At 55.3% G+C, this 24,868-nt stretch carries 19 protein-coding genes, 1 tRNA gene, 1 pseudogene and 1 riboswitch; of the genes and pseudogenes, 15 read left to right on the forward strand and 6 right to left on the reverse strand.

Translation table 11 applies throughout. The features are described from left to right. Positions 1–625: 625 nt before the first annotated feature. Positions 626–1,858 (reverse strand): flavodoxin-dependent (E)-4-hydroxy-3-methylbut-2-enyl-diphosphate synthase, encoded by a 1,233-nt coding sequence (gene ispG, locus RBB77_RS05915; protein ID WP_353065519.1) that lies wholly within the window; start codon positions 1,856–1,858, stop codon positions 626–628. Positions 1,859–1,923: 65 nt separating this feature from the next. On the opposite strand from ispG, the gene RBB77_RS05920 reads away from it, so the two are divergent. From RBB77_RS05920 to RBB77_RS05990, 15 genes and pseudogenes are all read left to right on the forward strand, one after another. Then, positions 1,924–2,000, forward strand: a tRNA-Arg gene (locus RBB77_RS05920). 310 nt (positions 2,001–2,310) lie between these two features. Continuing rightward, positions 2,311–2,503: riboswitch (cobalamin riboswitch) on the forward strand. A 262-nt stretch (positions 2,504–2,765) separates the two neighbouring features. Beyond that, complete coding sequence (gene cobG, locus RBB77_RS05925) at positions 2,766–4,046, forward strand: precorrin-3B synthase (protein ID WP_353065521.1); 1,281 nt, start codon at positions 2,766–2,768, stop codon at positions 4,044–4,046. Further along, positions 4,043–4,669 (forward strand): precorrin-8X methylmutase, encoded by a 627-nt coding sequence (locus tag RBB77_RS05930; RefSeq protein WP_353065523.1) that lies wholly within the window; start codon positions 4,043–4,045, stop codon positions 4,667–4,669. Before cobG ends, RBB77_RS05930 begins: the two co-directional genes overlap by 4 nt. After that, positions 4,666–6,177, forward strand: a complete 1,512-nt coding sequence (locus RBB77_RS05935; RefSeq protein ID WP_353065525.1) for a precorrin-2 C(20)-methyltransferase — start codon at positions 4,666–4,668, stop codon at positions 6,175–6,177. The genes RBB77_RS05930 and RBB77_RS05935 overlap by 4 nt, the downstream gene beginning before the upstream one ends. A 4-nt stretch (positions 6,178–6,181) precedes the next feature. Then, a pseudogene (gene cbiE, locus RBB77_RS05940) lies at positions 6,182–6,820 on the forward strand (precorrin-6y C5,15-methyltransferase (decarboxylating) subunit CbiE); the annotation flags it as partial. A 48-nt stretch (positions 6,821–6,868) separates the two neighbouring features. Next, positions 6,869–7,432, forward strand: coding sequence for a precorrin-6Y C5,15-methyltransferase (decarboxylating) subunit CbiT (gene cbiT / locus RBB77_RS05945; RefSeq protein ID WP_353067582.1), 564 nt, complete (start codon positions 6,869–6,871; stop codon positions 7,430–7,432). Next, positions 7,432–7,791 carry a cobalamin biosynthesis protein gene (locus RBB77_RS05950; RefSeq protein WP_353067583.1) on the forward strand — a complete coding sequence of 120 codons (360 nt, stop codon included), beginning with the start codon at positions 7,432–7,434 and terminating at the stop codon, positions 7,789–7,791. Before cbiT ends, RBB77_RS05950 begins: the two co-directional genes overlap by 1 nt. Then, positions 7,788–8,582 carry a precorrin-4 C(11)-methyltransferase gene (gene cobM / locus RBB77_RS05955; protein WP_353065527.1) on the forward strand — a complete coding sequence of 265 codons (795 nt, stop codon included), beginning with the start codon at positions 7,788–7,790 and terminating at the stop codon, positions 8,580–8,582. The genes RBB77_RS05950 and cobM overlap by 4 nt, the downstream gene beginning before the upstream one ends. Positions 8,583–8,594: 12 nt before the next feature. After that, positions 8,595–9,449, forward strand: a complete 855-nt coding sequence (locus RBB77_RS05960) for a cobalt-precorrin-6A reductase (RefSeq protein ID WP_353065529.1) — start codon at positions 8,595–8,597, stop codon at positions 9,447–9,449. Continuing rightward, positions 9,446–10,216: a precorrin-6A synthase (deacetylating) gene (cobF, locus tag RBB77_RS05965; RefSeq protein WP_353065531.1), complete on the forward strand. Its 771-nt coding sequence runs from the start codon at positions 9,446–9,448 to the stop codon at positions 10,214–10,216. The genes RBB77_RS05960 and cobF overlap by 4 nt, the downstream gene beginning before the upstream one ends. A 499-nt stretch (positions 10,217–10,715) precedes the next feature. Continuing rightward, positions 10,716–11,474: a succinate dehydrogenase gene (locus RBB77_RS05970; RefSeq protein WP_353065533.1), complete on the forward strand. Its 759-nt coding sequence runs from the start codon at positions 10,716–10,718 to the stop codon at positions 11,472–11,474. Next, entirely contained in the window at positions 11,471–13,198 is a 1,728-nt protein-coding gene (locus RBB77_RS05975) for an FAD-binding protein (RefSeq protein WP_353065535.1), read from the forward strand. The genes RBB77_RS05970 and RBB77_RS05975 overlap by 4 nt, the downstream gene beginning before the upstream one ends. Positions 13,199–13,213: 15 nt before the next feature. Continuing rightward, complete coding sequence (locus RBB77_RS05980) at positions 13,214–13,969, forward strand: succinate dehydrogenase/fumarate reductase iron-sulfur subunit (RefSeq protein WP_353065537.1); 756 nt, start codon at positions 13,214–13,216, stop codon at positions 13,967–13,969. 16 nt (positions 13,970–13,985) lie between these two features. Then, complete coding sequence (locus RBB77_RS05985) at positions 13,986–14,501, forward strand: hypothetical protein (RefSeq protein WP_353065539.1); 516 nt, start codon at positions 13,986–13,988, stop codon at positions 14,499–14,501. A 189-nt stretch (positions 14,502–14,690) separates the two neighbouring features. After that, positions 14,691–15,629 carry an alpha/beta fold hydrolase gene (locus tag RBB77_RS05990; protein WP_353065541.1) on the forward strand — a complete coding sequence of 313 codons (939 nt, stop codon included), beginning with the start codon at positions 14,691–14,693 and terminating at the stop codon, positions 15,627–15,629. 263 nt (positions 15,630–15,892) lie between these two features. Here the strand turns inward: RBB77_RS05990 and RBB77_RS05995 are convergent, their stop codons facing one another. The 5 genes from RBB77_RS05995 to RBB77_RS06015 form a co-directional block, all read right to left on the reverse strand. After that, positions 15,893–16,840: a phytanoyl-CoA dioxygenase family protein gene (locus RBB77_RS05995; protein WP_353065543.1), complete on the reverse strand. Its 948-nt coding sequence runs from the start codon at positions 16,838–16,840 to the stop codon at positions 15,893–15,895. A gap of 97 nt (positions 16,841–16,937) precedes the next feature. Continuing rightward, positions 16,938–17,591 (reverse strand): DUF2306 domain-containing protein, encoded by a 654-nt coding sequence (locus RBB77_RS06000; protein ID WP_353065545.1) that lies wholly within the window; start codon positions 17,589–17,591, stop codon positions 16,938–16,940. Positions 17,592–17,706: 115 nt separating this feature from the next. Next, a complete protein-coding gene (locus tag RBB77_RS06005; RefSeq protein WP_353065547.1) occupies positions 17,707–18,963 on the reverse strand; it encodes a putative sugar O-methyltransferase in 1,257 nt (418 codons plus the stop codon). A 634-nt stretch (positions 18,964–19,597) separates the two neighbouring features. Further along, positions 19,598–21,025 (reverse strand): glycoside hydrolase family 30 protein, encoded by a 1,428-nt coding sequence (locus RBB77_RS06010; RefSeq protein WP_353065549.1) that lies wholly within the window; start codon positions 21,023–21,025, stop codon positions 19,598–19,600. 137 nt (positions 21,026–21,162) lie between these two features. After that, complete coding sequence (locus RBB77_RS06015; RefSeq protein ID WP_353065551.1) at positions 21,163–24,756, reverse strand: TonB-dependent receptor; 3,594 nt, start codon at positions 24,754–24,756, stop codon at positions 21,163–21,165. Positions 24,757–24,868: the final 112 nt, after the last annotated feature.

Genomic DNA, 24,868 nt, shown 5'->3' on the forward strand with positions numbered 1-24,868 from the left:
CCAATCTCGCGGGCCTAAAACGTCTCACAAACGGTCACACATTTGGATTTATGCCCACTTCTCGGGGTCACAGGACGCCTGCAACTTTGCGTCTGTTCTGCAATGGGTGATGCGAATACGGGAGAGAGTTGCGCCTGAAAACGACCGATTCCACTGGAGCAGGATTCGAAGCGTCCGCGACCGCAATAATTCAGGGGAAACCAATGTAGTGGCTGGCGGGACAACTGTGCATTGATATGCCGCTAGTGGCGAGATATCGTTGCATTGGGTGGCGGCATACCGTTGCATCTAGTATCAAAACCTGTCAAGCCCTTGAATCGAACAAAACCTCTTCAAAACAGTGACTTCCGCGTGGCGCATTAGTTCCACACCAGAAGCTATACTTGTTACTAAGAACCAAACAAACTGGTCCCGGGATTCGGTCCGGGGCTAATTCATTGATAACAAGTATTTTAGGCGTAACTCGTTTGTTATGAATATTTTGCAGACACAGCCACGCTGTAAGCTATTGAATACAAGTAATTTACGTCCAAAATACCCCCTAAGGGGGGAGGGGGTACCCGCGACATAAGGCAAGACGCTGTAGTGCACATCGTTGCAATCGGCTATCAATGAGAAAAAGTGTTTAGACCTCGACCGGCACCCGGCCATATCGCTTCTCGACATACTCATCGAGAATTACCTGAAACTCCTCGACGATCCGATCACCCTTCAACGTGGTGAACAGCTTGCCATCAACATAAACGGGAGCCTTCGGCTCCTCGAACGTACCAGGCAGGGAGATCCCGATATTGGCATGCTTCGACTCACCGGGCCCGTTCACAATGCAGCCCATCACAGCCAGCTTCAACTCCTCGACTCCCGGATACTGCTTCTTCCACTCCGGCATCGAAGCCACCAGATAACCCTGAATCCGCTCCGCCAGCTCCTGAAAGTAGGTCGAGGTAGTCCGCCCACAACCAGGGCAACTGGTCACCTGCGGCATAAAGCTGCGAATCCCGAGCGACTGCAGAATCTGCTGCCCGCAACGAACCTCCTCCGACCGGTCCCCACCCGGCGTCGGAGTCAAACTAACCCGGATCGTATCCCCGATCCCCGAAAGCAGCAAAGGAGCCAGACCCGCAGCCGAAGCCACGATGCCCTTCATCCCCATCCCAGCCTCGGTCAAGCCAAGATGCAGCGCATAGTCACAACGCCTTGCCAACTCGGTATAGACATCGATCAGGTCCCGCACCCCCGAAACCTTCGCCGACAAGATAATCTGATCCCGCCGCAATCCATAACGCTCCGCAGCCGCAGCATTATCGAGAGCCGACACCACCATCGCCTCCATCATCACATCGCGAGCGGGCAGGGGATTGGTGCTCTTCGAATTTTCGTCCATCATCTTCGTCAGCAGCGCCTGGTCGAGCGAACCCCAGTTCACGCCGATCCGAACCGGCTTCTGATGCTCGACCGCAACCTCAACCATCGTCCGGAAGTTGTCATCATCCTTCCGCCCGATCGACACATTGCCCGGATTGATCCTGTACTTCGCCAGCGCCTTCGCCGTCTCGGGGTACTTCTTCAGCAGCAGGTGACCGTTGTAGTGAAAGTCCCCAATGATCGGAGTTGACCAGCCCTTCTTCGCAAGCTCCTCGACGATCGCAGGTACAGCCTTCGCCGCCTCATCGTTGTTGACAGTAACGCGCACCATCTCGGAGCCGGCGCGCGCCAGCGCCGCAATCTGCTGCACCGAACTCTCAACATCAGCCGTATCTGTATTCGTCATCGACTGCACCACAACCGGTGAATCCGAACCCACCCGAATTCCACCAATATTCACCGTAACCGCACGTCGACGCTGTATCTCAGGCATAAACTCTCCACCCCCAAGTTTACCACCGCAGCACCAACAACCTACGCGATACACTAGCAAAACGTGGCCCGGTAGCTCAGTTGCATAGAGCAGCGCACTCCTAACGCGAAGGTCGGCAGTTGGACTCTGCCCCGGGCCACCATCCACTTCAGACCGCGGATGATGCAGCGGGAAAGCGACCGTCGATTTCACTGGTCGAGCCCGCAGCTGAGGATCAGTAAGATTGATCACCGGGAACGGGTGGGGCACCCACCTGTTCTTAAAACAGCGAAAAAGTAAATCGGATAACTTAAGGCAACTGTCACCAAAATAAAGAGGCCTTCTTAGGATCCGCTACGACAGATAACAGCGGGAAGACGGCTGAGGCGAGAGTGGGATAGCGATCGTGACAAAGCGTTGACATCTATCGCCTAATGGTGATGGATCACGTTGTTAGGAATATTTATCTGGTCTATACTCAAAATGTTTCCGGTGTCTGCTTCCAAGAAGCAGGCTGAAAGGGAATCCGGTGAGATCCCGGAACTGCCCCGCAGCGGTAATCAGGAACGAAAACTCCACATTGGCACTGGTTCGGTTGTGAACTGGGAAGCTGGAGTGAATAGGCAGCCTGTAAGTCCGAAAACCTGCCGTAAACGCTGCCCATATGGGCAGAATTGCACACGCCTCCGAGGGGAAGGCCGGGCGACCACAGCGTACCTCTCAAGGCTGTGTTTCCCCACTCCTCTTGTGGCGATAAGAACGTTATTCCCATCCAGGCTATGGGCGTGATGGTGGAGGTTTGAAAAACTAAGACCTCTGCGAGGACAGTAGCAATTATGGCTTACGTTCAGGACGGACTACGACGAGATAGCCAAACGTGATTTCTAAGCGATCCGTTTTACCGCTAGTTAAGAAAGAAAGTTCTACGATGAGAGTTGGAGAGAATTTCTGCCCTGGAATTCTTCATGCCGTTCAGGCAAAGGATGGCCTACTCACTCGGATCAGAGTTCCGGGTGGGATGATTGTTCCCAGCCAACTCTCTGCTATTGCCAAACTGTCCGCCGCATTTTCAGATGGACATGTGGAGATTACTTCACGTTCAAATCTGCAGATGCGGGGCATTGAAAATGAGAATTTGAACTATTTGGCTCGGGGACTTGATTCCGCAGGCTTTTTGCCTTCACCGAATCACGACCGCGTTCGCAATGTAGTGACAAACCCCTTCGCCGGCTTAGGCTTCGACGAGATTTTAGATTCGCGGCCGTTTGTTCGAGAGCTAGATAGCCGCATTACCAGAGACCCAGGGATGGCTGGTCTACCGCCCAAGTTCAGCTTTGCTATCGATAGCGGGGGAAGCTGGTTTAACCATGAAGATGACGATTTGGCCTTGCGAGTAATAACGGTCGACGATTCTCATTTATTTCATCTAGTGATCGGTGGTATTTTTTCTGGCTTCGGCGTGACGATTGATAAGGCAGTTGACTGCCTTCTTGAGGCGGCACAGGTATGCCTCTATATTTCGAAAAAGTTTGACGTGCCTGCAAGGGCAAGAAAAATTGCATCAATGTCGCAGGCTATGAACCATCTACTTAGTGAACTATCTCACTTTCTGGTGGACTGTCCCTGTTCGAATGACCGCAAGTTTGTGGCCGAGGCGCCTGTAGGAGTTTACTTGACGAAGCAGGCCGGTTTCGTAAACCTGGTGCCCTTGGTTCCTCTCGGACGGCTGACGTCAGCGCAGACACAGTGCATTGCCTCAATCGCAACGGAATGGGATGGAGATCTTCGGCTAGCCCCGTGGCGAGGCATCATAATCGGATCCATTCCCGAATGCGCGATTCGTCGAGTTGCTGCAAGGCTCCAATCCGTGGGTTTGTCGCTCGATAACAAAAGTGGATATGGAGGAGTCTTTGTCTGTGCAGGAACCGGTTGTGATGCGTCTTTGGCTGATGTGAGGAATGACGCGTCTCTCTTGGCGCACTTGCTGTCTGAGCAAGTTGTGAAGCCCGGATGGAAAGTCAACATCTCAGGATGTGAAAAGCAGTGTGCTATGCGAAACGGTGCGACAGCCGAGTTAATCGCAACTGTTTCGGGTTACGACTTGCGGACTAATGGGCGTTTTATAGCGTCGAATTGTTCGCGTGACTCTGCCCTAGATGCGGTGCTTGCGTGCCGGTCCGAACTGCGCTCTGAGGTTTCTTCACGATGATGACCTATAAAAAAAGTGCCGAAGAGATCTATCGAGAATCCTTTGAGATCATTAGAACGGAATCAGATCTATCCGCCTTTTCCCCGCGTCTTGCCCGCGTTGTTGTGCGGATGATTCATGCGTGTGGGATGACGGACCTGCCACAGTATGTCGCCGCGTCACCAACAGCGATTGAAGTCGGGGAGATGGCACTCCTTGCGGGAAAGCCCATCTATTGTGATGCAAATATGGTGGCAAATGGGATCACGCGGTCCAGGCTTCCCAAAGACAATGAAGTGATCTGCACACTCAATGATCCCCGTACCGTCGAACTAGCGAGTAGATTCGGAACGACCCGAAGTGCGGCGGCGCTGGAACTCTGGCGCGAGAAACTAGGCGGTTCCGTTGTTGTGATCGGCAATGCACCGACCGCTTTGTTCCACTTGCTCGAAATGCTCGAAGACGGCGCGCAGCAACCCTCGCTCATCATTGGAGTTCCTGTTGGTTTTGTGGGCGCTACGGAATCCAAAGTAGCTCTTGAAACCAACAGACAAAATATTCCTTATTTGACTATACGAGGTCGTCGAGGTGGAAGTGCCATTGCGGCGGCTGCCGTCAACGCTCTGGCAAGTGAGGAAGAATGATCAAGAGCACGATGCCAGGCCGACTATTTGGTGTGGGACTTGGACCTGGCGATCCAGAGCTTATCACTATCAAGGCGCTGCGTATCATCAGACAGGCTCAAGTGATTGCTTATCCAATGGCCAAGCGTGGCCAAAGCAATGCCCGCTGCATCGTGAGCTCAGAGTTGACAATCGAGCAGATTGAGCTGCCGATGATCTACCCGCTCACAACCGAGCCGGCAGATCAGAGTGGGGAGTATGAGGCAATAATCGCAGAGTTCTATGACGAAATGGCTGAGCAGATTGCCGCTCATCTTTCTATTGGGCGCGATGTGGCGGTTCTTTGTGAGGGCGACCCCTTTCTCTATGGGTCTTTTATGTATCTTCACGACAGACTTGCTCACCGCTTTCCCACCGAAGTAATTCCCGGAATACCATCGGTGATGGCCGCCGCGGCAAGGCTCGCGACTCCTCTTGTCCGAAGGGATTCAGAGCTAACGTTGCTCCCCGCCACTCTTTCTGAAGATGTGTTGGCCGCTAGACTAAATTCATATGACGCTTTCGCGATCATGAAACTTGGCCGCAACTTCTCGAAGGTAAAAAATGCGCTGTCCAGGGCAGGCGTTCTCGACAAGGCCCTTTACATTGAACGTGCAACTATGAGCCAGGAACGGATAGCCAAACTGAACGACGTAGATCCGGCAAGCGTTCCTTACTTTTCGCTTATCCTGGTTCCCGATTCGCGGCAGAGCCGGATCAGCAACCCCGTGAAAGACGCGGGTCGGATTACGGTTGTTGGACTGGGTCCTGGTTCAGCTGAATGGATTACGCCGGAGGCCCAGCAAGCACTGGCTGAAGCAACTGATTTGGTGGGCTACCAGCGATATCTGGACCGTGTCCCGATTCGATCTGGCCAACGACGTTTCGGCTCGGACAACAAGGTGGAGGCGGAGCGCGCACGGCATGCCCTCTCTCTTGCGGAGACTGGCAGGCGTGTCTGCGTCGTTTCGTCCGGAGATCCAGGTATTTTCGCAATGGCTGCTGCCGTGCTGGAGACAGTCGATGAAGGGCCGGAGGTATGGCGTTCTCTCGATATTAGGATTGTTCCCGGGGTATCAGCGATGCAAGCGGCCGCTGCCAGAATGGGGGCTCCTCTAGGGCACGATTTTTGTGTTCTTTCGCTATCCGATCGTCTAAAGCCATGGGAAGTAATCGTGAAACGACTGCACGCGGTGGCTTCCGCTGATTTCGCGCTTGCTATCTATAATCCGATCTCGTCTGAGCGGAAATGGCAACTAGCAGAGGCAAAGGCGATTCTCGCCGGCTATAGGGCTGCGGAGACCCCAGTTGTACTCGCCCGTGCCGTTGGTAGGTCAGATGAGAGGATTGTGATCACAGATCTCGGACGATTCGATCCGGCCGCAGCTGATATGCAGACGCTGATTATCGTTGGTTCCTCGACAACTCGCAGTCTTGCGCTTTCGAATGATCGGGAGATGATCTACACTCCCCGGAGCTATGAGGCTTAAACCGATGCTGACTACTCCATCTGAAGTTGCGAGGTTTGATTGGAATGAGCGCTGGCTATCAATTGTAGGCATCGGAGAAGATGGCTGGGAGGGCCTCAGCCCGGCTGCGAGGGAAGCGGTGGAGTCTGCCGAATTTCTTTATGGTGGAGTTCGACATCTGGCTCATATATCAACGGGCCGGGCGACAAAGGTCGCCTGGCCGTCTCCTATGTCCGCAGCGGTGCACGAGATTCTGACGCACCATCGTCGGCGAAATAGAGTCTCCGTTTTAGCTAGCGGTGATCCTATGTTATTTGGGGTTGGTGTGACACTGACCCGCGAATTGGAGCCAACGGAATATTTTGTTATCCCGCAGGTTTCCGCATTCTCCCTTGCTTGCGCGCGCCTCGGCTGGCCAATTTGGGAAACGGTCTTGATATCGCTCGTAAACCGTCCTATCGAGCAATTGCACCGACATCTCCACTCGGGTCAACGGTTGGTGATTTACTCCGAAGACGGCACTACACCCGCAGCTGTCGCGCGCATGCTAACTAGTAGCGGGTATGGGTCAAGCCAACTAACCGTTTTCGAATATCTGGGTGGTACTGCGGAGAAGCGTCGGGACGACTTGGCAAAGCAGTGGTCTACAGAGCGATGTGGTGCCTTGAACTTGATCGCTGTCGGTTGCAGTCTAGACTCCGGAACTAGGTCGTTGCCGATTGTTCCGGGGCTTTCCGACGAGTTCTATTTCACAGACGGCCAAATGACAAAGCGCGAAGTTCGTGCTGTTACGCTTGCCAGTCTTGCCCCAGTACCTGGTCAACTACTGTGGGATATCGGCGCCGGCTCGGGAACGATAGGAATTGAATGGATGCGCTCTCACTCTTCCTGTTCCTGTATTGCCTTTGAAAGGAACGGCGATAGAATCGCCCGAATTTTGGCGAATGCGAAACGACTTGGTGTGCCAGGGCTGGAGGTCATTGCAGGAAGCGTTCCGGAAACTCTCGATGGTTTGATTTCACCAGATGCAATCTTCATCGGTGGAGGTATCAGCAAGGATGGCCTATTTCAAGCCTGCTGGAATAGACTTACCAAGGGCGGAAGGCTTGTTGCCAATGCGGTGACGATTGAGAGCGAGGCGGCTTTAGCAACGTGGCAGAAAACGTATGGGGGAGAGCTTGTGCGAATTCTCGTTGCCCACGCTGAGCCGGTTGGCGGTGCGTTAGGTTGGCGGCAGCTAATGCCGATTACCCAATGGGCGGTGGTGAAGTCATGATGTCTTGTTCAATTGGGATTGGCTGCTCCTCTCGCGCGGTCGCTTCGGATGTGATTGAGCTTATTCAGCGATGTGTGAGTGAAATAGCTCCCGATAGCGTGGTTGCAACGCTGGATCGGTGTTCAAGCATCGCAGAGGCCGTTGCAGCAGTTCTCGGGCTGCGACTTGTGCTGTTTCCGGCAAGCGTTCTTTCGCATGTTCGTGGAATCCAAAGTCATTCGCTCCTGGCAGCATCAACAGTGGGGACCGCCAATGTTGCAGAAGCAGCGGCGTTGGCTTCACTCGGGCCTGCGGCGCGTCTTATTTTGCCTCGCCAAACGGGACGTTTCTGCACTTGTGCAGTAGCGGTGCTGCCATGACAGTTCATTTTATCGGTGCTGGGCCCGGAGCTGCCGACCTTCTTACGCTGCGGGGAAGGGATCTGATTAGCCGTTCCCCTGTATGTTTGTATGCCGGTTCTTTGGTACCGAAAGAGGTGATCGCACATGCCCCACCTGGCGCTCGCATTGTCGACTCAGCAGAGATGAATCTTGATGAGATCATCGCAGAGATCTCTGCGGCCCACGAGAATGGATTTGACGTCGCCCGAATTCATTCAGGGGATCTGTCGATCTGGAGCACAATGGCGGAACAGATTCGCCGCCTTGCGCCGCTTGGTATTCCGTACGACGTAACTCCTGGCGTTCCGTCATTTGCGGGTGCTGCCGCTGCTCTCTGTCAGGAGTTAACTCTTCCAGATGTTGCGCAAACTTTGATTTTGACTCGAACATCAACGCGGTCTACGGCAATGCCGATTGGAGAAGATCTTGCGACGCTGGGGCAATCGGGTGCAACAATGGCGATTCATTTATCCATTGTGAACCTCGACATGGTGACGTCGCAGTTATTGCCACTCTACGGGCCAGGATGTCCAGTAGTTGTAGTGTTTAGAGCAAGTTGGCCGGACGAGATGATTCTGCGAGGGACTCTATCAACCATTCGAGAGATTGTTGCGAGATCCGGAGTAGACCGAAATGCACTTATCTTGGTTGGAAGATCTCTCAGCGGTCCCGCTTTTGGCGAGAGTTATCTGTACTCCGCTTCCAGAGAGCGTGACTCAAGCGTGCCCGTCGCCATTGAGCTTGACCCGCAATCGGTGACTGAAGAGTAGTGTTCAGGGAGGTTGAATACCGAATTGAGCGAGCTAAATCCCATATCAGATGGCATCGAAGATCGGCTCGGTCGATCTCCAGATGCAATTCCGCGGATACTGATCCTTGGTGGAACAGGAGAGGCAGCTGAGCTCGCCGCGCAACTCGCAAGCAGAAATGATCTTGAGTTCATTTCATCGTTCGCTGGAAGGGTAAGTTGCCCTAAATATCCCATAGGAGTCGTCAGGGTGGGAGGATTCGGCGGGATTGAAGGACTGATCTCTTATCTGATAATGGAGAGCATTAGTGTGGTTGTTGATGCTACCCATCCCTTCGCCGTGGGGATCAGTCGAAATACAGAAGCGGCTTGTGCTCGATTAGGATTACCGCTCGTCGCTTTGGTTCGTCCTACCTGGCAGAAGCAAAAAGACGACCTGTGGCATGAAGTGATAACTTACGTGGACGCGGCCGAATTTGTTAATAAAAAGAGAGGACGGGTTTTTCTTTCGATCGGCAGGCAAGAGGTAGGTTCGTTTGCTGCTTGCAATGACGCATGGTTTCTGATCCGTGCCATTGAGGCGCCGACGGGGCAGTTACCTCAGCATCACGAGATTCTCCTACAGCGCGGCCCATTCGATCTCAAAGGAGAGTTGCAATTGTTGCGGGATTACTCTATTGATCACATCGTTTCCAAAAATAGCGGGGGCTCAGGAACCTACACCAAAATTGAAGCCGCTAGACTTCTTCAAATTCCGGTGGTAATGGTGGAGCGTCCCACAAAACATACAGTTCCAACGGTTGACACCGTAGGCGAAGTCGTCACTGAGCTTGCGGAGCTCTTGACGCGACCCGTACAGGATGAGAAACAGTGGAAGGATGTTAAATGAGGAAGCTGTACATCATTGGAATCGGATCAGGAAATCCGGAACACATTACTGTGCAGGCCATCAAGGCGTTGAATGACGTAGATGTTTTTTTTGTTTTGAACAAAGGAAGCTCGAAAAGTGATCTTATACGTCTCCGTAAAGAGATCTGCGAGCGATATATAGACGATCCATCCTACCGAACCATCGAGGTCGTCGATCCTCAGCGGGACCCTTCGATAGCTTCCTACAGTCTGAGGGTTCAGGCGTGGCACCAAGAGCGCGCAGTAATCTACGAAGACTTGATTGGAAGAGAGCTAAAAGATGATGAGTGTGGAGCGTTTCTCGTGTGGGGTGATCCGTCACTTTATGACAGCACTCTTAGAGTTATAGATCACATTATCGCTCGTGGAATAGTCCACTTCGATCATGAAGTTATTCCTGGAATTACCAGCATTCAGGCCTTGGCGGCTCGCCACAAGATAACTCTGAACGGCATAGGCGAGTCGATTTGTATTACGACGGGTCGTCAGTTGACACCTGGACTAGTCGCGAGTTCCGAGAACGTGGTTGTGATGTTGGATGGAAAGTGTTCTTTCAGGGAAGTTCTGGATCAGGATGTCGAGATCTATTGGGGAGCATACGTCGGTAGTGATAAAGAGATTCTCTTGTCTGGAAGACTTACCGAAAAACTGGAAACCATCGAAGTGGCCCGCAGCGCGGCACGGGAAAAAAATGGATGGGTGATGGATACCTACCTACTTCGGAACCCTTCCGCGCGACGGTCTTGAAACGCTAGCTTTCGTGACGGGGTATCGGACTTTGATTTGGAAACTCTGCCAAGGAACTTCAGAAACAGGCTCTGCGCGCGAACCAATTGTTTAGGCTCACTAGTGTCACTTTCCGGCCCATTCGCGCCTTACATGAGGCGAATTTTATTCCGGTGTCGAGATTTATATAAGGTCCCGTATTGTCAGCCTGTCGCAAAGATCCATGAGGCCACCCCCCCTCGTTGCTCGAAGTCTTGACCATGCAATCTATCGGATATGGTTCCGGCGCTGAGTGGCAATCGGCAAAACAACTCTCGATTGAAGGCCAACCCGAAAGTTAGTCGGGCGACTGGAACCCTCCTAACCCGCGCGGGGGTGAAACTCTGTGACTGAATGCTCTGACGACGTCTTCTGCGCATTTGAAGATTGCTCCATCCCCTTCAACGACGCGGGAACTACAAGATTTTGATTTGCAAATGTATTTTTTGTGGCTACTATATGACCGACGTGGGGGTAACCCATGGCAAAGTCGTCCGAAGTGGTCCAGATCGGCGGTTTCGGCAGCACGCTGCGGCGGGATGCGTGGTGGGCTGAAATTGTGCCGGTCGTCGTACTTTTGGGAACATTTGGCATCTACGCCACCTTTCGAGCGTTCGAAGGGAAGTTTTATGCCTGGGGACCTTACTTGTCTCCTTTCTATTCTCCGCTGATCGATCCAGAGCACCATTGGTGGCGTTTTTCTCCAGCGCTCCTGGTACTGGCAGGGCCACTCGGATTTCGGGCAACATGCTACTACTATCGAAAAGCGTATTATCGCGCTTTCTTTTTGGATCCGCCCGCATGCGCGGTAGGCGAAGCGGGCAAGCGGCGTTACCGCGGCGAGACATCCTTTCCATTCATTCTTCAAAATCTCCACCGATGGTTTTTTTACGTGGCAATTGTGTTTCTTGCCTTCCTTTGGCGGGACGCAATTCACAGTTTCTTTTTCAAGGACGGGTTGGGAGTTGGGGTGGGCTCACTTGTTCTGACGGCAAACATCGTCCTGCTGACTCTTTACACTCTTTCGTGTCATTCCCTGCGTCACCTGGCTGGAGGAAAACTCGATTGCTTCTCCTGCACCTCGTTTGGCCCCGCGCGTCACACGACGTGGCGATGTTTGAGCCGATTGAATGGACGACACATGCTCTATGCATGGATGAGCCTCATTTCAGTGGGCGCGGCTGATCTTTACGTACGCATGGTCTCATCAGGTCTCCTGAAGGATATTCGGCTCCTGTGACCCTAGCGCATGAAACTCACGAACACGACGTACTCATCATTGGCGCGGGTGGCGCGGGCCTACGGGCAGCAATCGAGGCCCTGGCCCAGGGTGTGCGCGTTGGCGTTGTGTGCAAGTCGCTGCTCGGCAAAGCGCATACGGTTATGGCCGAAGGCGGTATCGCCGCTGCCATGGCGAACGTGGATGCATCGGACGACTGGCGAGCGCATTTTCGCGACACAATGCGCGGCGGTAAATTCCTAAACAACTGGCGCATGGCTCAGCTCCACGCACAGGAGGCTCCGGAACGAGTGCGGGAACTGGAACAGTGGGGCGCACTCTTTGATCGCACCGAGAATGGTGAGATTCTGCAACGGGCATTTGGTGGCCACTCCTTCAAACGACTGTGCCATGTGGGTGACCGCACCGGACTGGAGATGATCCGCACCTTACAGGATCGCGGCGTGAACCTAGGCATCGATGTGTACATGGAGTGTGCGATCACGCGACTAATGAAAGACGGTGACCGGATTGCCGGAGCTTTCGGTTACTGGCGCGAGCAAGGGCGTTTCGTCGTTTTCAAGGCCAAGTCAGTCGTCATTTGCACGGGGGGAATTGGCAAGGCCTGGAAGATCACATCGAATTCCTGGGAATATACCGGTGACGGTTTAGCGCTCGCCTATGACGCGGGCGCTGATCTGATGGACATGGAGTTCGTCCAGTTTCACCCGACCGGAATGGTCTGGCCGCCAGGGGTGCAAGGAATTCTGGTGACTGAAGCTGTGCGCGGCGAGGGTGGAGTTTTGCGCAATAAGAATGGCGAGCGCTTCATGGAACGGTACGACCCCAAGAGGCTCGACCTTTCCACCCGCGACGTTGTCGCACGTTCGATCTATACCGAAGTGCGCGAAGGGCGCGGAACAGAGCACGGCGGCGCGTTCCTGGATATTTCACACAAACCGGCTGAGTACATCAAACGAAAGCTGCCCAGCATGTATCACCAGTTTCTGGAACTGGCGGATGTTGACATTACGAAGGGACCTATGGAGGTTGGTCCGACGTGTCACTACATGATGGGAGGTATTCGGGTAGATGCTGAGACGGCGCAGAGTTCAGTTCCAGGACTTTTTGCTTCGGGAGAAGCGGCCGCGGGGCTACACGGTGCGAACCGGCTAGGCGGTAACTCCCTCTCTGATTTATTGGTGTTTGGCCGACGAGCGGGACTCGCGGCTGCGGAACACGCCAAACGGAGCCCAACGCCCACGATCGATTCTTTGCAAATCGCGGACGCAGAGAGGGAGATGCTTCTGCCATTCGAGCGCGGAGGTGGCGAGAGCCCCTACGCCATCCATGAGGAACTACAAGACGTTATGCAGCGTCTCGTTGGCATCTTTCGCACAGAGGAAGACTTGCGTCAGGCTCTATCGGGCATCGAAAAACTGCAGGAGCGCACAGCCCGCGTACATGTCGAAGGTTCGCGGCTGTTCAACCCGGGCTGGCACCTCGCGCGGGATCTACAAAGCATGTTGACCGTCGCAGAAGCGGTGACACGCAGCGCACTGGCACGCCGTGAGAGCAGAGGCGCTCACAGTCGCATCGACTACCCCGATCTGGATGATGCTTGGGGGAAGATGCATAATGTCGTAGTGAAGAAGGCGGACACCATGAAACTGTTCGAATCCCCCGTTATAGAGATGTCAGATGATTTGAAGCAATTGCTCATAGAAGAGAGCGGAACGAAATAGAGTGGGGTAATAGCCATGGCTGCAGTTCCGATGGCGGAAACGACGTTGCTGGTATTCCGGGGCGACCGAGAAAGTGGCAAGGCTGTCGAGTATCGAGTGCCGTTCGCTCCCGGGATGGTCGTGCTCGACGCGCTGCACTTGATTCAGGCTCGTCAGGCGCCGGATCTCGCAGTTCGTTGGAATTGCAAGGCAGGGAAATGCGGCTCGTGTTCAGCCGAGGTTAATGGTCGTCCACGGCTCACATGCAAGACACGTATGGACTCTCTTCCTCGGGACAAGCCCATCACTATCTTTCCAATGAAAGCATTTCCAATCATCAAGGATCTGGTGACGGATGTTTCGTGGAATTTCAAAGTTAATCGAAAAATTCCGCCTTTCAGGCCAAGGCCCGATGTCGAATGGAAGATGTACCAACGAGACGTGGACCGAGTACAGGAGTTTCGCAAGTGCATTGAGTGCTTCCTCTGTCAGAATGTCTGCCACGTTTTACGCGAGCACGGCAAGGAGGAAGAGTTTGGTGGACCACGTTTCTTCGTGCGCGTGGCTTCGCTAGACATGCATCCGCTGGATGACGTTTCGCGGGCATCGGTGCTGAAAGAGGAACTGGGCCTCGGCCTCTGCAACATCACCAAGTGCTGCACTGAGGTGTGCCCCGAAAATATCCACATCACCGACAATGCCATCATTCCACTCAAAGAGCGGGTGGTAGATGAATACTATGATCCGCTGCTCAGACTCGTCCGCAAAATTCGCGGGGCTGGTAGAGCCTAGTTGTAAAGGAGCTGACATGACATACGAACTTAAACGCATCTCCATCCAAGGTGTCACCGAGGCGATTGCAAAGGCGGAACTCTACCGCAGCCTCAGTGAACCGGAAGAGGCAGAGTCGATCTGTCGCGATATCCTGGCGATCGAGCCACAGCATCAACTCGCCTTGCGGTTGCTCGGACTCGCGCTGACGGATCAGTTCACGGGCGTTTCGTCTGATCGCGACCGTGAAGCGCAACAAAGTTTTCAAAAGCTCACTGATCGCTACGAACGGTTTTACTACTCAGGGATTGCGTCTGAACGGCGTGCGAAAGCGCAACTCCGCACGGGACAGCCGCCTTATACGGTCCTACCGCTTTTCGAGCAAGCGATGCGCTCATTTGAAGAGGCGGAAAAAATCCGTCCGGCAGGAAACGACGACGCCATTCTTCGATGGAATCGCTGCGTACGTCTACTGCAAACCACCGGTTACGCATGGGAGCAGGAACTCGTTCCGCTCGATAAGCACGACGCACCTCCGACCCAGACCAGTTAAGTCTTCTCCCAGATGGCAGGCGGCAAACCTGGACTGCTTCATGGACCCATGCCAAGAATAGCCGGAATGTCGGTTCCACCGAGTACAGACTTTGCTAGCTTCGAGCTCGATTGTTCTCGGCCAAAGTTAGCTGGCCCGGCATAGAGGTCTACAGGTCTCGTAAGGCCAGGACACTATACTCAACATGTCATGCATTCACTCCTTCGCAGCGTTCTCCTTCTCGTAACGGCAGCATCCCATGCCCAACTTCCGCAGCCCCACACCGCCTTGGTTCATACACCCGATGTGGACCTTGCCACCTTTACTTACGGCACACCCTCCACCGCCACGCCGATCATCGCGGTCAACGGCGGCCCCGGCCTCTCGCACGTGTACATGATCCAGAATGATGTCTGGACACGGCGCATCGCGGAGCACAGGCAGGTGATCTTCTACGATCAGCGCGGCACGGGAGCCTCCCGCCACCTGCGCCCAGGCGCCGCACAGACGATGGATGCACAGGTTAACGACTTGGAAGCCGTCCGCGCCTCGCTGCATGTGGAGAAGGTAGACTTCATTGGCGATTCCTATGGGGGCCTGCTCGCCTCCGCTTACGCGGCCGCACACCCGGAGCACGTCCACACTCTCATCCTGTCGGACTCCGCCGCACCAGGCTTTTCCAGGCTCCATCCGCGCTTAGAAGAGATTTTCCCCGACGTCATCGCGCAAACAAAAGAACAGATCGATAAACTACATGGCCAACCCAACTCCGACGCGAAGACCGCTGACCTCGATCTCCGTGCCCATTTCCGCATGATCTTCTACTCCCAGGAGCTTTGCGACCGATACCTCGCCAATGCTCCCGACCTTGGCTTTGCCTCGGCCACTGGCGAAGCTGTCTCGAAGGCCTTTGCCAACGTCGACCTCACTCCGCATATGGCGCACTTCCACTTCCCAACGCTTGTGATCCAGGGGCGCTTCGATCTGAACGTGACCCCCGACATCTCTTGGACAGTGGCCCACACGGTCCCTGGAGCGCAACTCGTCTGGTTCGAAAAAAGCGGTCATCTGCCCTACTACGAAGAACCCGATAAGTACGTCACGGTGGTCAATCAATTCCTCCTCGACCACGAGGCCACTCACGATTAAGCGCATCGGATATCGCGCCGCCACGGAAAGAACGCGGTCGAGCATCTTGCGTCTCATCCGGTATGCGTGTGCCAAGAGCAGCGCGGAGCTGTCTCTTCGTTGCTTGGATTGTCGGAAGCATCAGGCATTTCTTCAGCAGCATGAAGGGCGCCTTTTCACAAGCTCAAATGGATGCTCGCGGTGTTGCCTGTCCAAGGAGCTCTGGCGCCTTTCGAAGCTAGGCCGTTTGAATATTCGCGCACAAGAGTATGAATCGACTTAACTCAACTCAAGCCCTGAGCTTCGAGCTGATCCAGGATTCTGGCATATCGCGCCCGCAGCTTCGGCTCCGCTTCCGTATCGGCCAACTTCGCTAGCGTTGCCCTGGATGGTTCGAACAGCAGCGGCATCGTCTTCCAAAAGTACTTCAACTCCTCCGACGGCCATCCGGCATAGATCGCCTCCCACGACTTGTCGTTGCCGCTTCCCGGAAAGACAAAGTTCGCGGGATTTACCGCTCGCCGAGCGTCTTGAAACCTGCAATCCATCGAGATGCGGAGCTGGGTAGAGGTATTTGGCGTGGCCGCATGCACCGTCAGGCTATGAAAGATGAGTACATCTCCGGCATAGATCGGACCGCCCGCCCACTCGCCTCCGCGCGCCGTCTCCTTCGCAATGATGCCTGTTGTCGGATCGACACCTTGAAGACCGTAGACATGCGAGCCTTCCATAATCTGTAGCGGTCCCACTTCTACCGGACAATCGTGCAGCGGCATCCACGCGGTAAAGCTCTCCGCATCGCCATCGAGCGAGCGATGATCTTGATGGGCATGAATGACCAGTCGATCGCAATTGGGAAAGATTAACCGGCCAATCGGTTTGGGATGTACCAACAGATCCTGTCCCACCAACAGATGCATCACTTGTCGCAATGCGGAGTGGTGAGCAAACGCATGGAACGCCTGCAGGTTGAAGATCTGCTCATAGACCCGCTTGAACGCCGGGTCAGGATCACCGCAGGCCGCACGCGCATCGGACACGCGTTCCGCGGGGCTTCGGTCGGACAGCAACCAACCTGAGGCGGACACGATCCGCGTGATTTCTTCCAGCATCCGGGTAATATCCTCCACTGGCAGCACGTTCCGGATCAACAGGTAACCCCACGCCTTCATCTCGTCCGGCAGAGAAAGCGATGACAATTGACTCGCACTGATCTCACGAAACGGCTTCATGAACTAAACACTCTCTCTTTGAAATTGAGTTGATCGATTATTTTTTTGCTCGTTCTGTGAAAGATCTTTTTGAAAGAACAACGTCAGTCAAAGCGGTTCACGTGCGGCGGTGGAAGAGTTCGTGCCAGCTCAAGCCGATATCCGAGAGGAGAATCGCCATGAAGGTGACGAAGACGATCTCGAGCGAAAAGTTGACGCCGGTGTGCGGGACCGCGAAGGGGAACTGTACCAGGACGCGAATGCCGATGAAGGTAAACGTGACAGCGTAGGAGCGCACCATCCATTGGCGGTGCTGCTGGATTTGACGATTGCGCGCAGTGAGAAACGCGGCGACAGTTGTGACGATCCACGTGGAGGCCTGCAGGCCGCTCGCCAGAAAGAAGTACGGCATCATGTGGGGGATGCGGCGATTGTAGGCGAGGACGATCGCGAGCGGTGCGGCTATCAGCACGGAGATGACATAGACCCTGCCAAGCACGCGATGAAACTCTGGGCTGCGACGGCGGAGGCGGCTGGAGAACTGCGGCGGACCGCTGAGTAACGCCAGAATGCCTGCGGCGATGTGAGGGAAGATGAGAAACGGAATGGTGCGGAAGTAGTTTCGCTCGGTGTGTTGACGGAGGAGGGGTACTTCAATGTGAAGGATGATGTAGAGAGCTGCCGCTGCCATCACAATCCAGAGCGCGGGCTTGAACAGTCGGCGCTGGTGGGAGAGAGCGGATGTTTGTTTCGGCATCAAGCTGACTGGCATTGCGATTCCTGAATGGAACGAATGGATGGCTGCATTTCGTTCGCGTTTGACCAAGCTTCCGGATTCGTTGCGAACGGGTTGTAGATTGCGGTTTGAAGCCTCAGCTCGGCGGGCTTCACACCTGTGTCCTGTTCTGACCTGCCAGAGCCACTTCCTGCGAGGGCTCATGAGAGGGTAGTCGCCGGTAGCGTTGCTCAAATATTGTCGAAGCAGCAAGGCCGGCTGCGCCTCCTACGCCTGCACCAGATATCCTGTGGCTGTGCCAGCCGGAGGAGCGAGTCTCGGCAAGCTGAAAGGATGTGTGCTTTCTAGCGATGAGTTCCGAGATCGATTCGCTGGTTGGTTTTTTGCCGATGCAGAAGAAGCTGTCGCAGGTTATCCGATCGATGTCCTTGAGGTACGCCTTCAGGGCTTCTGCCGAGAGAGCGGAGAAGCCATCAGAGCTGAAGCTCAAGTCGATACTGGCAGCTGGCATCGCGGCAATCTCAAACGCAGGCATAAGCACGACATCAGCACGTGCGATCGCCGGGCCGCTCAGTTCTTCTTCGCCGTAAAGCAAGAACTTAAGGCTTGGGAAAGCTTTGAGTAGGTAGTACGAACTCAGTGCGATGCTCTCCGGCGCATCGAAGTCGATATAGGTAAGGTCAGGTCTGTCGCGAAGCAGATAGTACGCGATGCTGCCATACCCGCCGCCAAATTCGACGACCGTGGCTGGACCCGCGGAGAGCATGCTATCGATTCTCTGGGCGCAATAGTGCGCGTACTCCGCGCCCACGTGAATGTGTGTGCCGTCAATCTGGACACCGAAGGGATTTCCGACACCAGGGCCGTAGAGATCGCGAAGGGGGAAGCGGCCGTCTGTCTGCTCCTTCCAGTAATCGTAGCGATACAAGGCGTGGCTTAGGTAGAAGCGGCGGTGGAGATCTTTGATGTTGCCACCAAAGTACGCCTTGGCCAGCCCGAACGGCGCGCCCAATAGACCGGAGGAGCAAGCGTCCCGGAAAAAATTTCGATACATCGCTCGTAAGGCCGAAATGTCTCGAGTAAGCAGTGCCTGTACGACCGGGCCGAGGTTCTGCTGCCGTATCTGCTCCCATCGGTGGGTCGGCCAGTAGGCCAGCGGTGCCGACTGCTGGCGTTCGTTCGCCTTACGGTAGGCAGCGCAGATTCGCTCAAGCAATTCCGTGTCATCGTCTGTCGTATCGATGCGAGAGGCAAATCCATCGGTCACGTTCTGTAGATCGTAGCGATGGTCCCCTTTGAAACGAACCTCGCCGTGGTTCGCAAACTTCCACATGCCGAGCCATATCGTAAAGAGAGCCTTCGTCTTCTTCGCTGTTTGAATTGGATGAAGCAGATATCTGGGTTTCACTCTTCACCCCTTTTCTTCAAGGTCCGAGCTACCGATCTACCAAGCCACAAGATGTAAAGCTGTTCTTAGGTAACGGGCAACATAACCGTGAACGGCAGCGGCAGAACGTCATGCTTGAAATTTGATGATCTACTTTGCCCCCATCGCTTGTCAGCAACGCGAGAGGATTTTGACGTGATTTGACAAGTGTGTGACAAACAAAAGACAAGTTCCAGAGCCGTCGATAGGTCGCACCCACACCTGCGCCGTAGGTTCCCAAATCCCGCGAAGCTTCGACATCACCGAGTTAGTCGATGGAAACGTCGGCGTTCACGCAATCTTTCCCAAGCGTCTCTTTGTCTCTTCGACACACTAGATAAAGTTAAGGCACCCGAGAAGGTGCCCTTTCAATCTGGTTACAGACGCAATTCAGCGTTGTTCAGTACGAATCAGCGTAGTTTGGCCCTTGGGCCCCCACGCAAGCGGAAGATCGCCGTGAAGCTTTGCGTAGGTTCGACACAGGGCGTGCGCTCTAAATCGCCCGATCCCCGATCTGCCTTGGCGATTGCTCGCCCCACTGACCAAACCACCAAGTCGCCCAGCTCTCGTCGGCTTCGCCGCGCCGTTGGGGACCCGTCGTTGGCTTCGATGATGATTATGTCTTCGGTTCGCGTCTGCGCGGCCAGATGTAAGTGGCGAGAGACTGTGCAGGAAGCGACGTGCGGAACGAATTGCCGCTCCACGTTATATCGAATTCTGTTGTGTCGGGACGATTGTTAAAGACAAGTAGAACGATGGAGCCATCGGTATTTTGGAAGGCGACACTCTCAAGGCTCTGGCGACCGAGTGAGGAAGAATTGATGCGGACAGCACCCGGGTGAGCAAATTTACTCGCTTGAGCGAGAGCGTAGAAGTCGCCGGTGTAGGTGACCGTGGTGGGCTGCTCTTTGAGGTTGACCGTGACGAGGCCGCGGCAGGTCCCGCAGCCACCGGCGTGAGGGTTGTGATCGTTATCGAGGATGACACCCCATAGTGCGACTGCCTTGGCCCAGTTGCGTGTGCTGTCGATGAGCAAGTGGGTAGTGACAGCAAGTGGGTTTTCCTTCTGCCAGGTCCCGCCTGAGCACTCTGTCATCCAGATGCCCTTATCAGGAAACTTTTGATGGATCACAGATTGAGCGCCTGGATCGCCTCCATAGCAATGCAGCGCGGACCCGGCGACAAACTGACTGGCGGCAGGATCAGAGAGGATCTCGATAGGGTATTCGGGATGATCCCAGTTGTGATCGTAGGCCAGTACCTCTGTGTTGAGACCAGCCCGGCGCAGATCTGGTCCAAGATAGCTGCCGATGAGGAGCGTCTGCTGGTCGGCGAGCATTAAGCTGCCGGGGAAGTCTTCGGTTTCGTGGAGTGGCTCATTCTGGACCGAGAGATACTTCACGGGAATGCCATTCTTCTTGAAGCTTTCGAGCGAGCGGACGAGGTATTGGGCGAAGATGGACATGGCGTCTTCACGAAGCGAACCTCCTGTCATCGAGCCGCTCGTCTTCATCCATGCGGGTGCGCTCCAGGGCGTAGCCATCACGGTGATGGCGGGGTTGAGCTGGAGCGCCTCGCGCATGATTGGGAAGACTGAGGCATCGTCATGCGCGGTGGAGAAGTGGGCCAGCGAGGGGTCCTGCTGGCCGGCGGGAATGTCGTCGTAACTATAGTGATCGCGGGAGAGATCGGTGGAGCCGATTGGCAGTCGCACGAAACTCAGACCGATCCCCTGGCGGGGATCGAAGAGGCGCGTCATAATCTGCTGGCTCATCGCGGGTGGGATGCGATCGTGCAACAGCCACGTGGAGCCTTCGACCATAGAGATGCCGAAGCCTTCCATGGTCTGGAAGCGCTGTGTGTCGTCGACCTCGATGACGAGCGGCGCGACGGGAGCCCGGCGCGAGAAAGTGACAGAGGGCTGCTGTTTGAGTGCGTCAGAGAGATCGGCTGTGGTGCGGAAGGATTGCACCGTCTGCGCAAAGAACGGGGGGCAGATGACAAATAGCAATGCGGCAGTGCGGAGGCGCAGAGGCGAGAGCACGATAGTTCCTCGAGATATTGTATGGAGGTGGAAAGTGAGAACGGTCAGAAAGATCGAATTGCCAGCGCTTTTGAGGGGATACGAATGATTGCCGGGCTACCGCAGTCCTTGCGGTAGCCCGGCGGACGGAGGGTGTTCTAGAAGTAGACCTTGGCCGCGAGCTGGATCACGCGCGGTCCACCGGGTCCTGCGGGGTTATAGGCAGCTGTGGGCTGCCCCCAGTTCGTGTCCTTCGCGATAGAAAGCGGCGTAAAGGTGCCATCTCCGTTGTAGGTGGGGAGCGTGACGTTTGCGTTGTAGTCACGCGTTGAGAAGTTGGGGTGGTTGAGAACGTTGAAGAACTCGCCGCGCAGCTGGATGTAGCGGCCCTTGACGGCCTCTCCGAGAGGAAAGTTTTTGAAGATAGACGAGTCCCAGGTAACCATGCTTCCCTGACGCAGACTGCCTGGCGCGCCGAGGTTCGGCTGACCGATGGTAGGCAGAATCAGGTTGCCCAGGTGATCGACACCAACGAAGAGAGGTGGAGTCTTGCTGTACTGCGATCCCCCGGTCACCTGGTTGGCCGGCACAAAGAGAGCGTTCCTTACAGGCGTACCACTCATTATGTTGGCCAGGCCAGAGAGCTGATAGTTGTCGGTTAGATAGCCCAGCCAGCGTGGACCGTTGAAGTGACGGGTCAGGTTAGGTAGATCGTAAACATAATTGATGGCGCCGATGCTCGGTCGATCGTAGTTGGCAACGCCGTAGCTGTACTTGCGTGGATTGAACGGATCGACGAAGCTTTCATCCGCGCTTGAGGTGGTGAGTGTCTTCGACCAGGTGTAGACGCCGCCAAAGGTCAATCCGCGGGCGAAGCGGCGCTGTACTGAAACCTGCAGAGCGTTGTAGTTCGAGGTCCCATCGAACTTGTAGTACTCCATCTGGCCATAGCCCTTGAATGGCGACAGGAAGTTCTGTGTGTAGGCGTAGCGGCCGCTGAAGCTATCGCCAGCCGCAGCATATTCCGGAGGAAGGTTGGGCTCGACGGCGGGAACAACGCCGCCCGGGAATTGGCTGGGATCCTGTGCCGCGCGTGTGAAGGTCGTGCCATAGGGAATGGTATTGAGATCGCGAGCGGTTACGAGGTGACGGCCTTGTGTGCCGACATAAGCGACGTCGAGCGTGACGTCGTGTGCAATCTCGCGTTGGATCCCGAGTGAGTAGCTGTAGACGGTGGGAACCTGGCCGTTGATATCAGCGCCGTAGATTCCGCTCAACACACCCGAATTGGCCTGGGCTGCAGTCGGGATCTGCGGAACAGAGCTGTTGAAGATGGTTGGGGTCTGGACGAGAGCTGGGTTGCCGAAGACAGTGTTGAAGATCAAGTTGCCCTGCTCCCGGTCGTGGGAGATGCCGAAGCCCCCGCGAAGCACGCCCTTGCCATCTCCGAAGATGTCGTAGGACGCGCCCAGACGCGGCTCGAACATGATGCCGCGGCCATTCCATCCGCCTTGAGGCAAAGTCCCGTTGGCGGCATAGGTCATGCCGTCGAGACGGTCGCCGGAGTTGGGGATGATGTTGCCACTCGTGTCGATCGAGACGGCGGTGGCGGGATTGTAGGCCGATGGCGTAAAGAGTGCGATCTGATTTTTAGCATCGTATTGCGGAGGAATGTAGACGAAACGCATGCCGTAGTCGAGGGTGAGCCGGTTCGAGACCTGCCAGGTATCCTGCGCATAGAACTCCACCTGGTTGTAGCGGAAGAACCCAGTGGGGCGTGCGCTTGACTGGTCGAAGTTTTGGAAGGAACCAACCAACGCGCTGGCAAAGGGCGATCCGCTGTTGGAGGCGCTGGAGCTAAGGCAGCCCAACTCGCTCGTTGAGCAGTTACTGAAGCTGAACTGACCGTTCGAGTTGCCGTAGCTGATCTGATCTTTGCGGCTGCGCTGATAGAAGGCGCCGAACTTCATTGTGTGAGCGTGCAGGCTCCACGTTAGGTTGTCGTTGGCGGAGATCGTCGTCGTCGCCTGGTGCCAGGGGGTCGCGCCGAGGTAGGTCGAAGGATAGTTCTGGCCGTTGCCGCTGAAGTTGAAATCCGGAATCGACGTATTGTTCGAGACTGGGTAAAGCAGCGGCAGGTTGATATCGTTGGCGCCGACGGAGATGTTGCCATTCACTCCTTCGACGTCAGAGCGGTAGACGCTCGGCCCGACGGTGACTTCGTTGAGCAGCGTCGGCGTGAGTGTGGAGGTAAGGTCCACCGAAAGGTTCCAGCCAGGTTGCTTGTCGGTGCAACCGCCGACGAACTGCAGCGAACCGCTGCACTCGAGTCCGAACGAGCCGAGCGGTCCGGTCTGCATGTCCTGATTATTGATATAGCGGGCAAAGATGCGCTCCGATGGAGTGATCTGATAGTCCACGCGACCAATGTATTCCGTGCGGGGATGAGTGGAAGAGAGAGGGTCTTGCCGGTTGTAGGTGTTGTTCCCGGATACATTCGGCGTGGGGTAAAGATTGAGAATCTTTTGAATTTGATTGAACGACGCCTGTTGGGCCCCCGAGAGCTGGGCTGCGGTGATCTTGTTGCCGGCAAACTGCGTGCCGGTTGCCGGATTAAAGATCTGGATTGGGTTGCCGCTACTGTCGACGCTTTGGGAGAAGTCGCCCTGGCGCTCGAGCGACGTAGGGGTACGGTACTGGTCGAGGCTACCAGGGACGAGCTGCCGGTAAAACTCGTTCGAGAAGAAGAAAAAGAGCTTGTTTTTGAGGATCGGTCCACCGATCTGGTAGCCAACAGTGTTGTAGCGGTAGAGCGGCTTTGAGGTGCCGTTGTGGTCGCTCACCCAGTCATTTGCGTTCAGACCCTCGTTGCGGTGGAAGAAGTGGACATTTCCGTGAAAGTCGTTGGTGCCGCCGCGTGAGGTGACGACAAAGGAACCGCCGCCGGCCTTACCGAACTCGGCCTGGTAGTTCGAGGTCAGGACCTTAACTTCGGCGATCGCGTCAGTATTAATGGTGACCTGGGTCCCACCGTTGTCGCCCGTATCTACGTTGGAGGCGCCATCCAAGGTGAAATCGTGCTGATTTTGTCTTGTTCCGTTCACGCTGTACGAGGTGAGGCCGCCGGTCCCTGAAGCTCCGAAGGTGCCCACACCCGAGACGCCGGGTACTACACGGATGATGTCCAGCACGTTCCGGCCGTTCAACGCGATGTCATTGAGCTGTTTGCCGGTAATGAGGTCTGACCTCTCTCCCGAATTGGCCTGAATCTGGAGCTGACCTGTGTCCGCTGTAACTGTCACGCTGGTCGCTTCAGCCCCCACCTTCAGGACGAAGGCGCCGGCATTGAGATTGTCAGCGGAGCTGAGAATGATGCCATCTTTCTCGAGCGATTCAAAGCCGCCGGCCGTGACGGTGATGTGATAGGTCGCAGCAGGCAGGTTGGAAAGCGAGAAGGTGCCGTTGCCGCTTGAGGTTACGCTGCGCGAGATACCCAGATTGGAGGCCGTGGCCGTGACTTTAGCCCCGGGAACGACGGCGCCGGTCGAATCCTGAACAGAGCCCAGAATGGTGCCGGAGGTGACCTGGGCTGAACTCGGGAGTGCCCAGGCGAGGACCATCATAATGGCCGCAAACAGAAATTTGGTTAGGTGGCGGACGATATTACCTTCGACCTGTCCGGCCCGGACGCTCGCTACCGCGCCCTTTCCGAATCTATTATGAGAGAGGGACGTCTTATTAGACTGATGCACTTTGGCTTCCTTTAGGGACAACAATGAACGTCCCGAACCCTACGCAGCCAATTGCGCGATGATCCTGAAGACAAGCTGAGGCTTCTCTGAGGATTTCCCGATGGTAGCTAAG

The sequence above is a fragment of the Tunturibacter psychrotolerans genome (assembly GCF_040359615.1).
GTDB lineage: Bacteria > Acidobacteriota > Terriglobia > Terriglobales > Acidobacteriaceae > Edaphobacter > Edaphobacter psychrotolerans.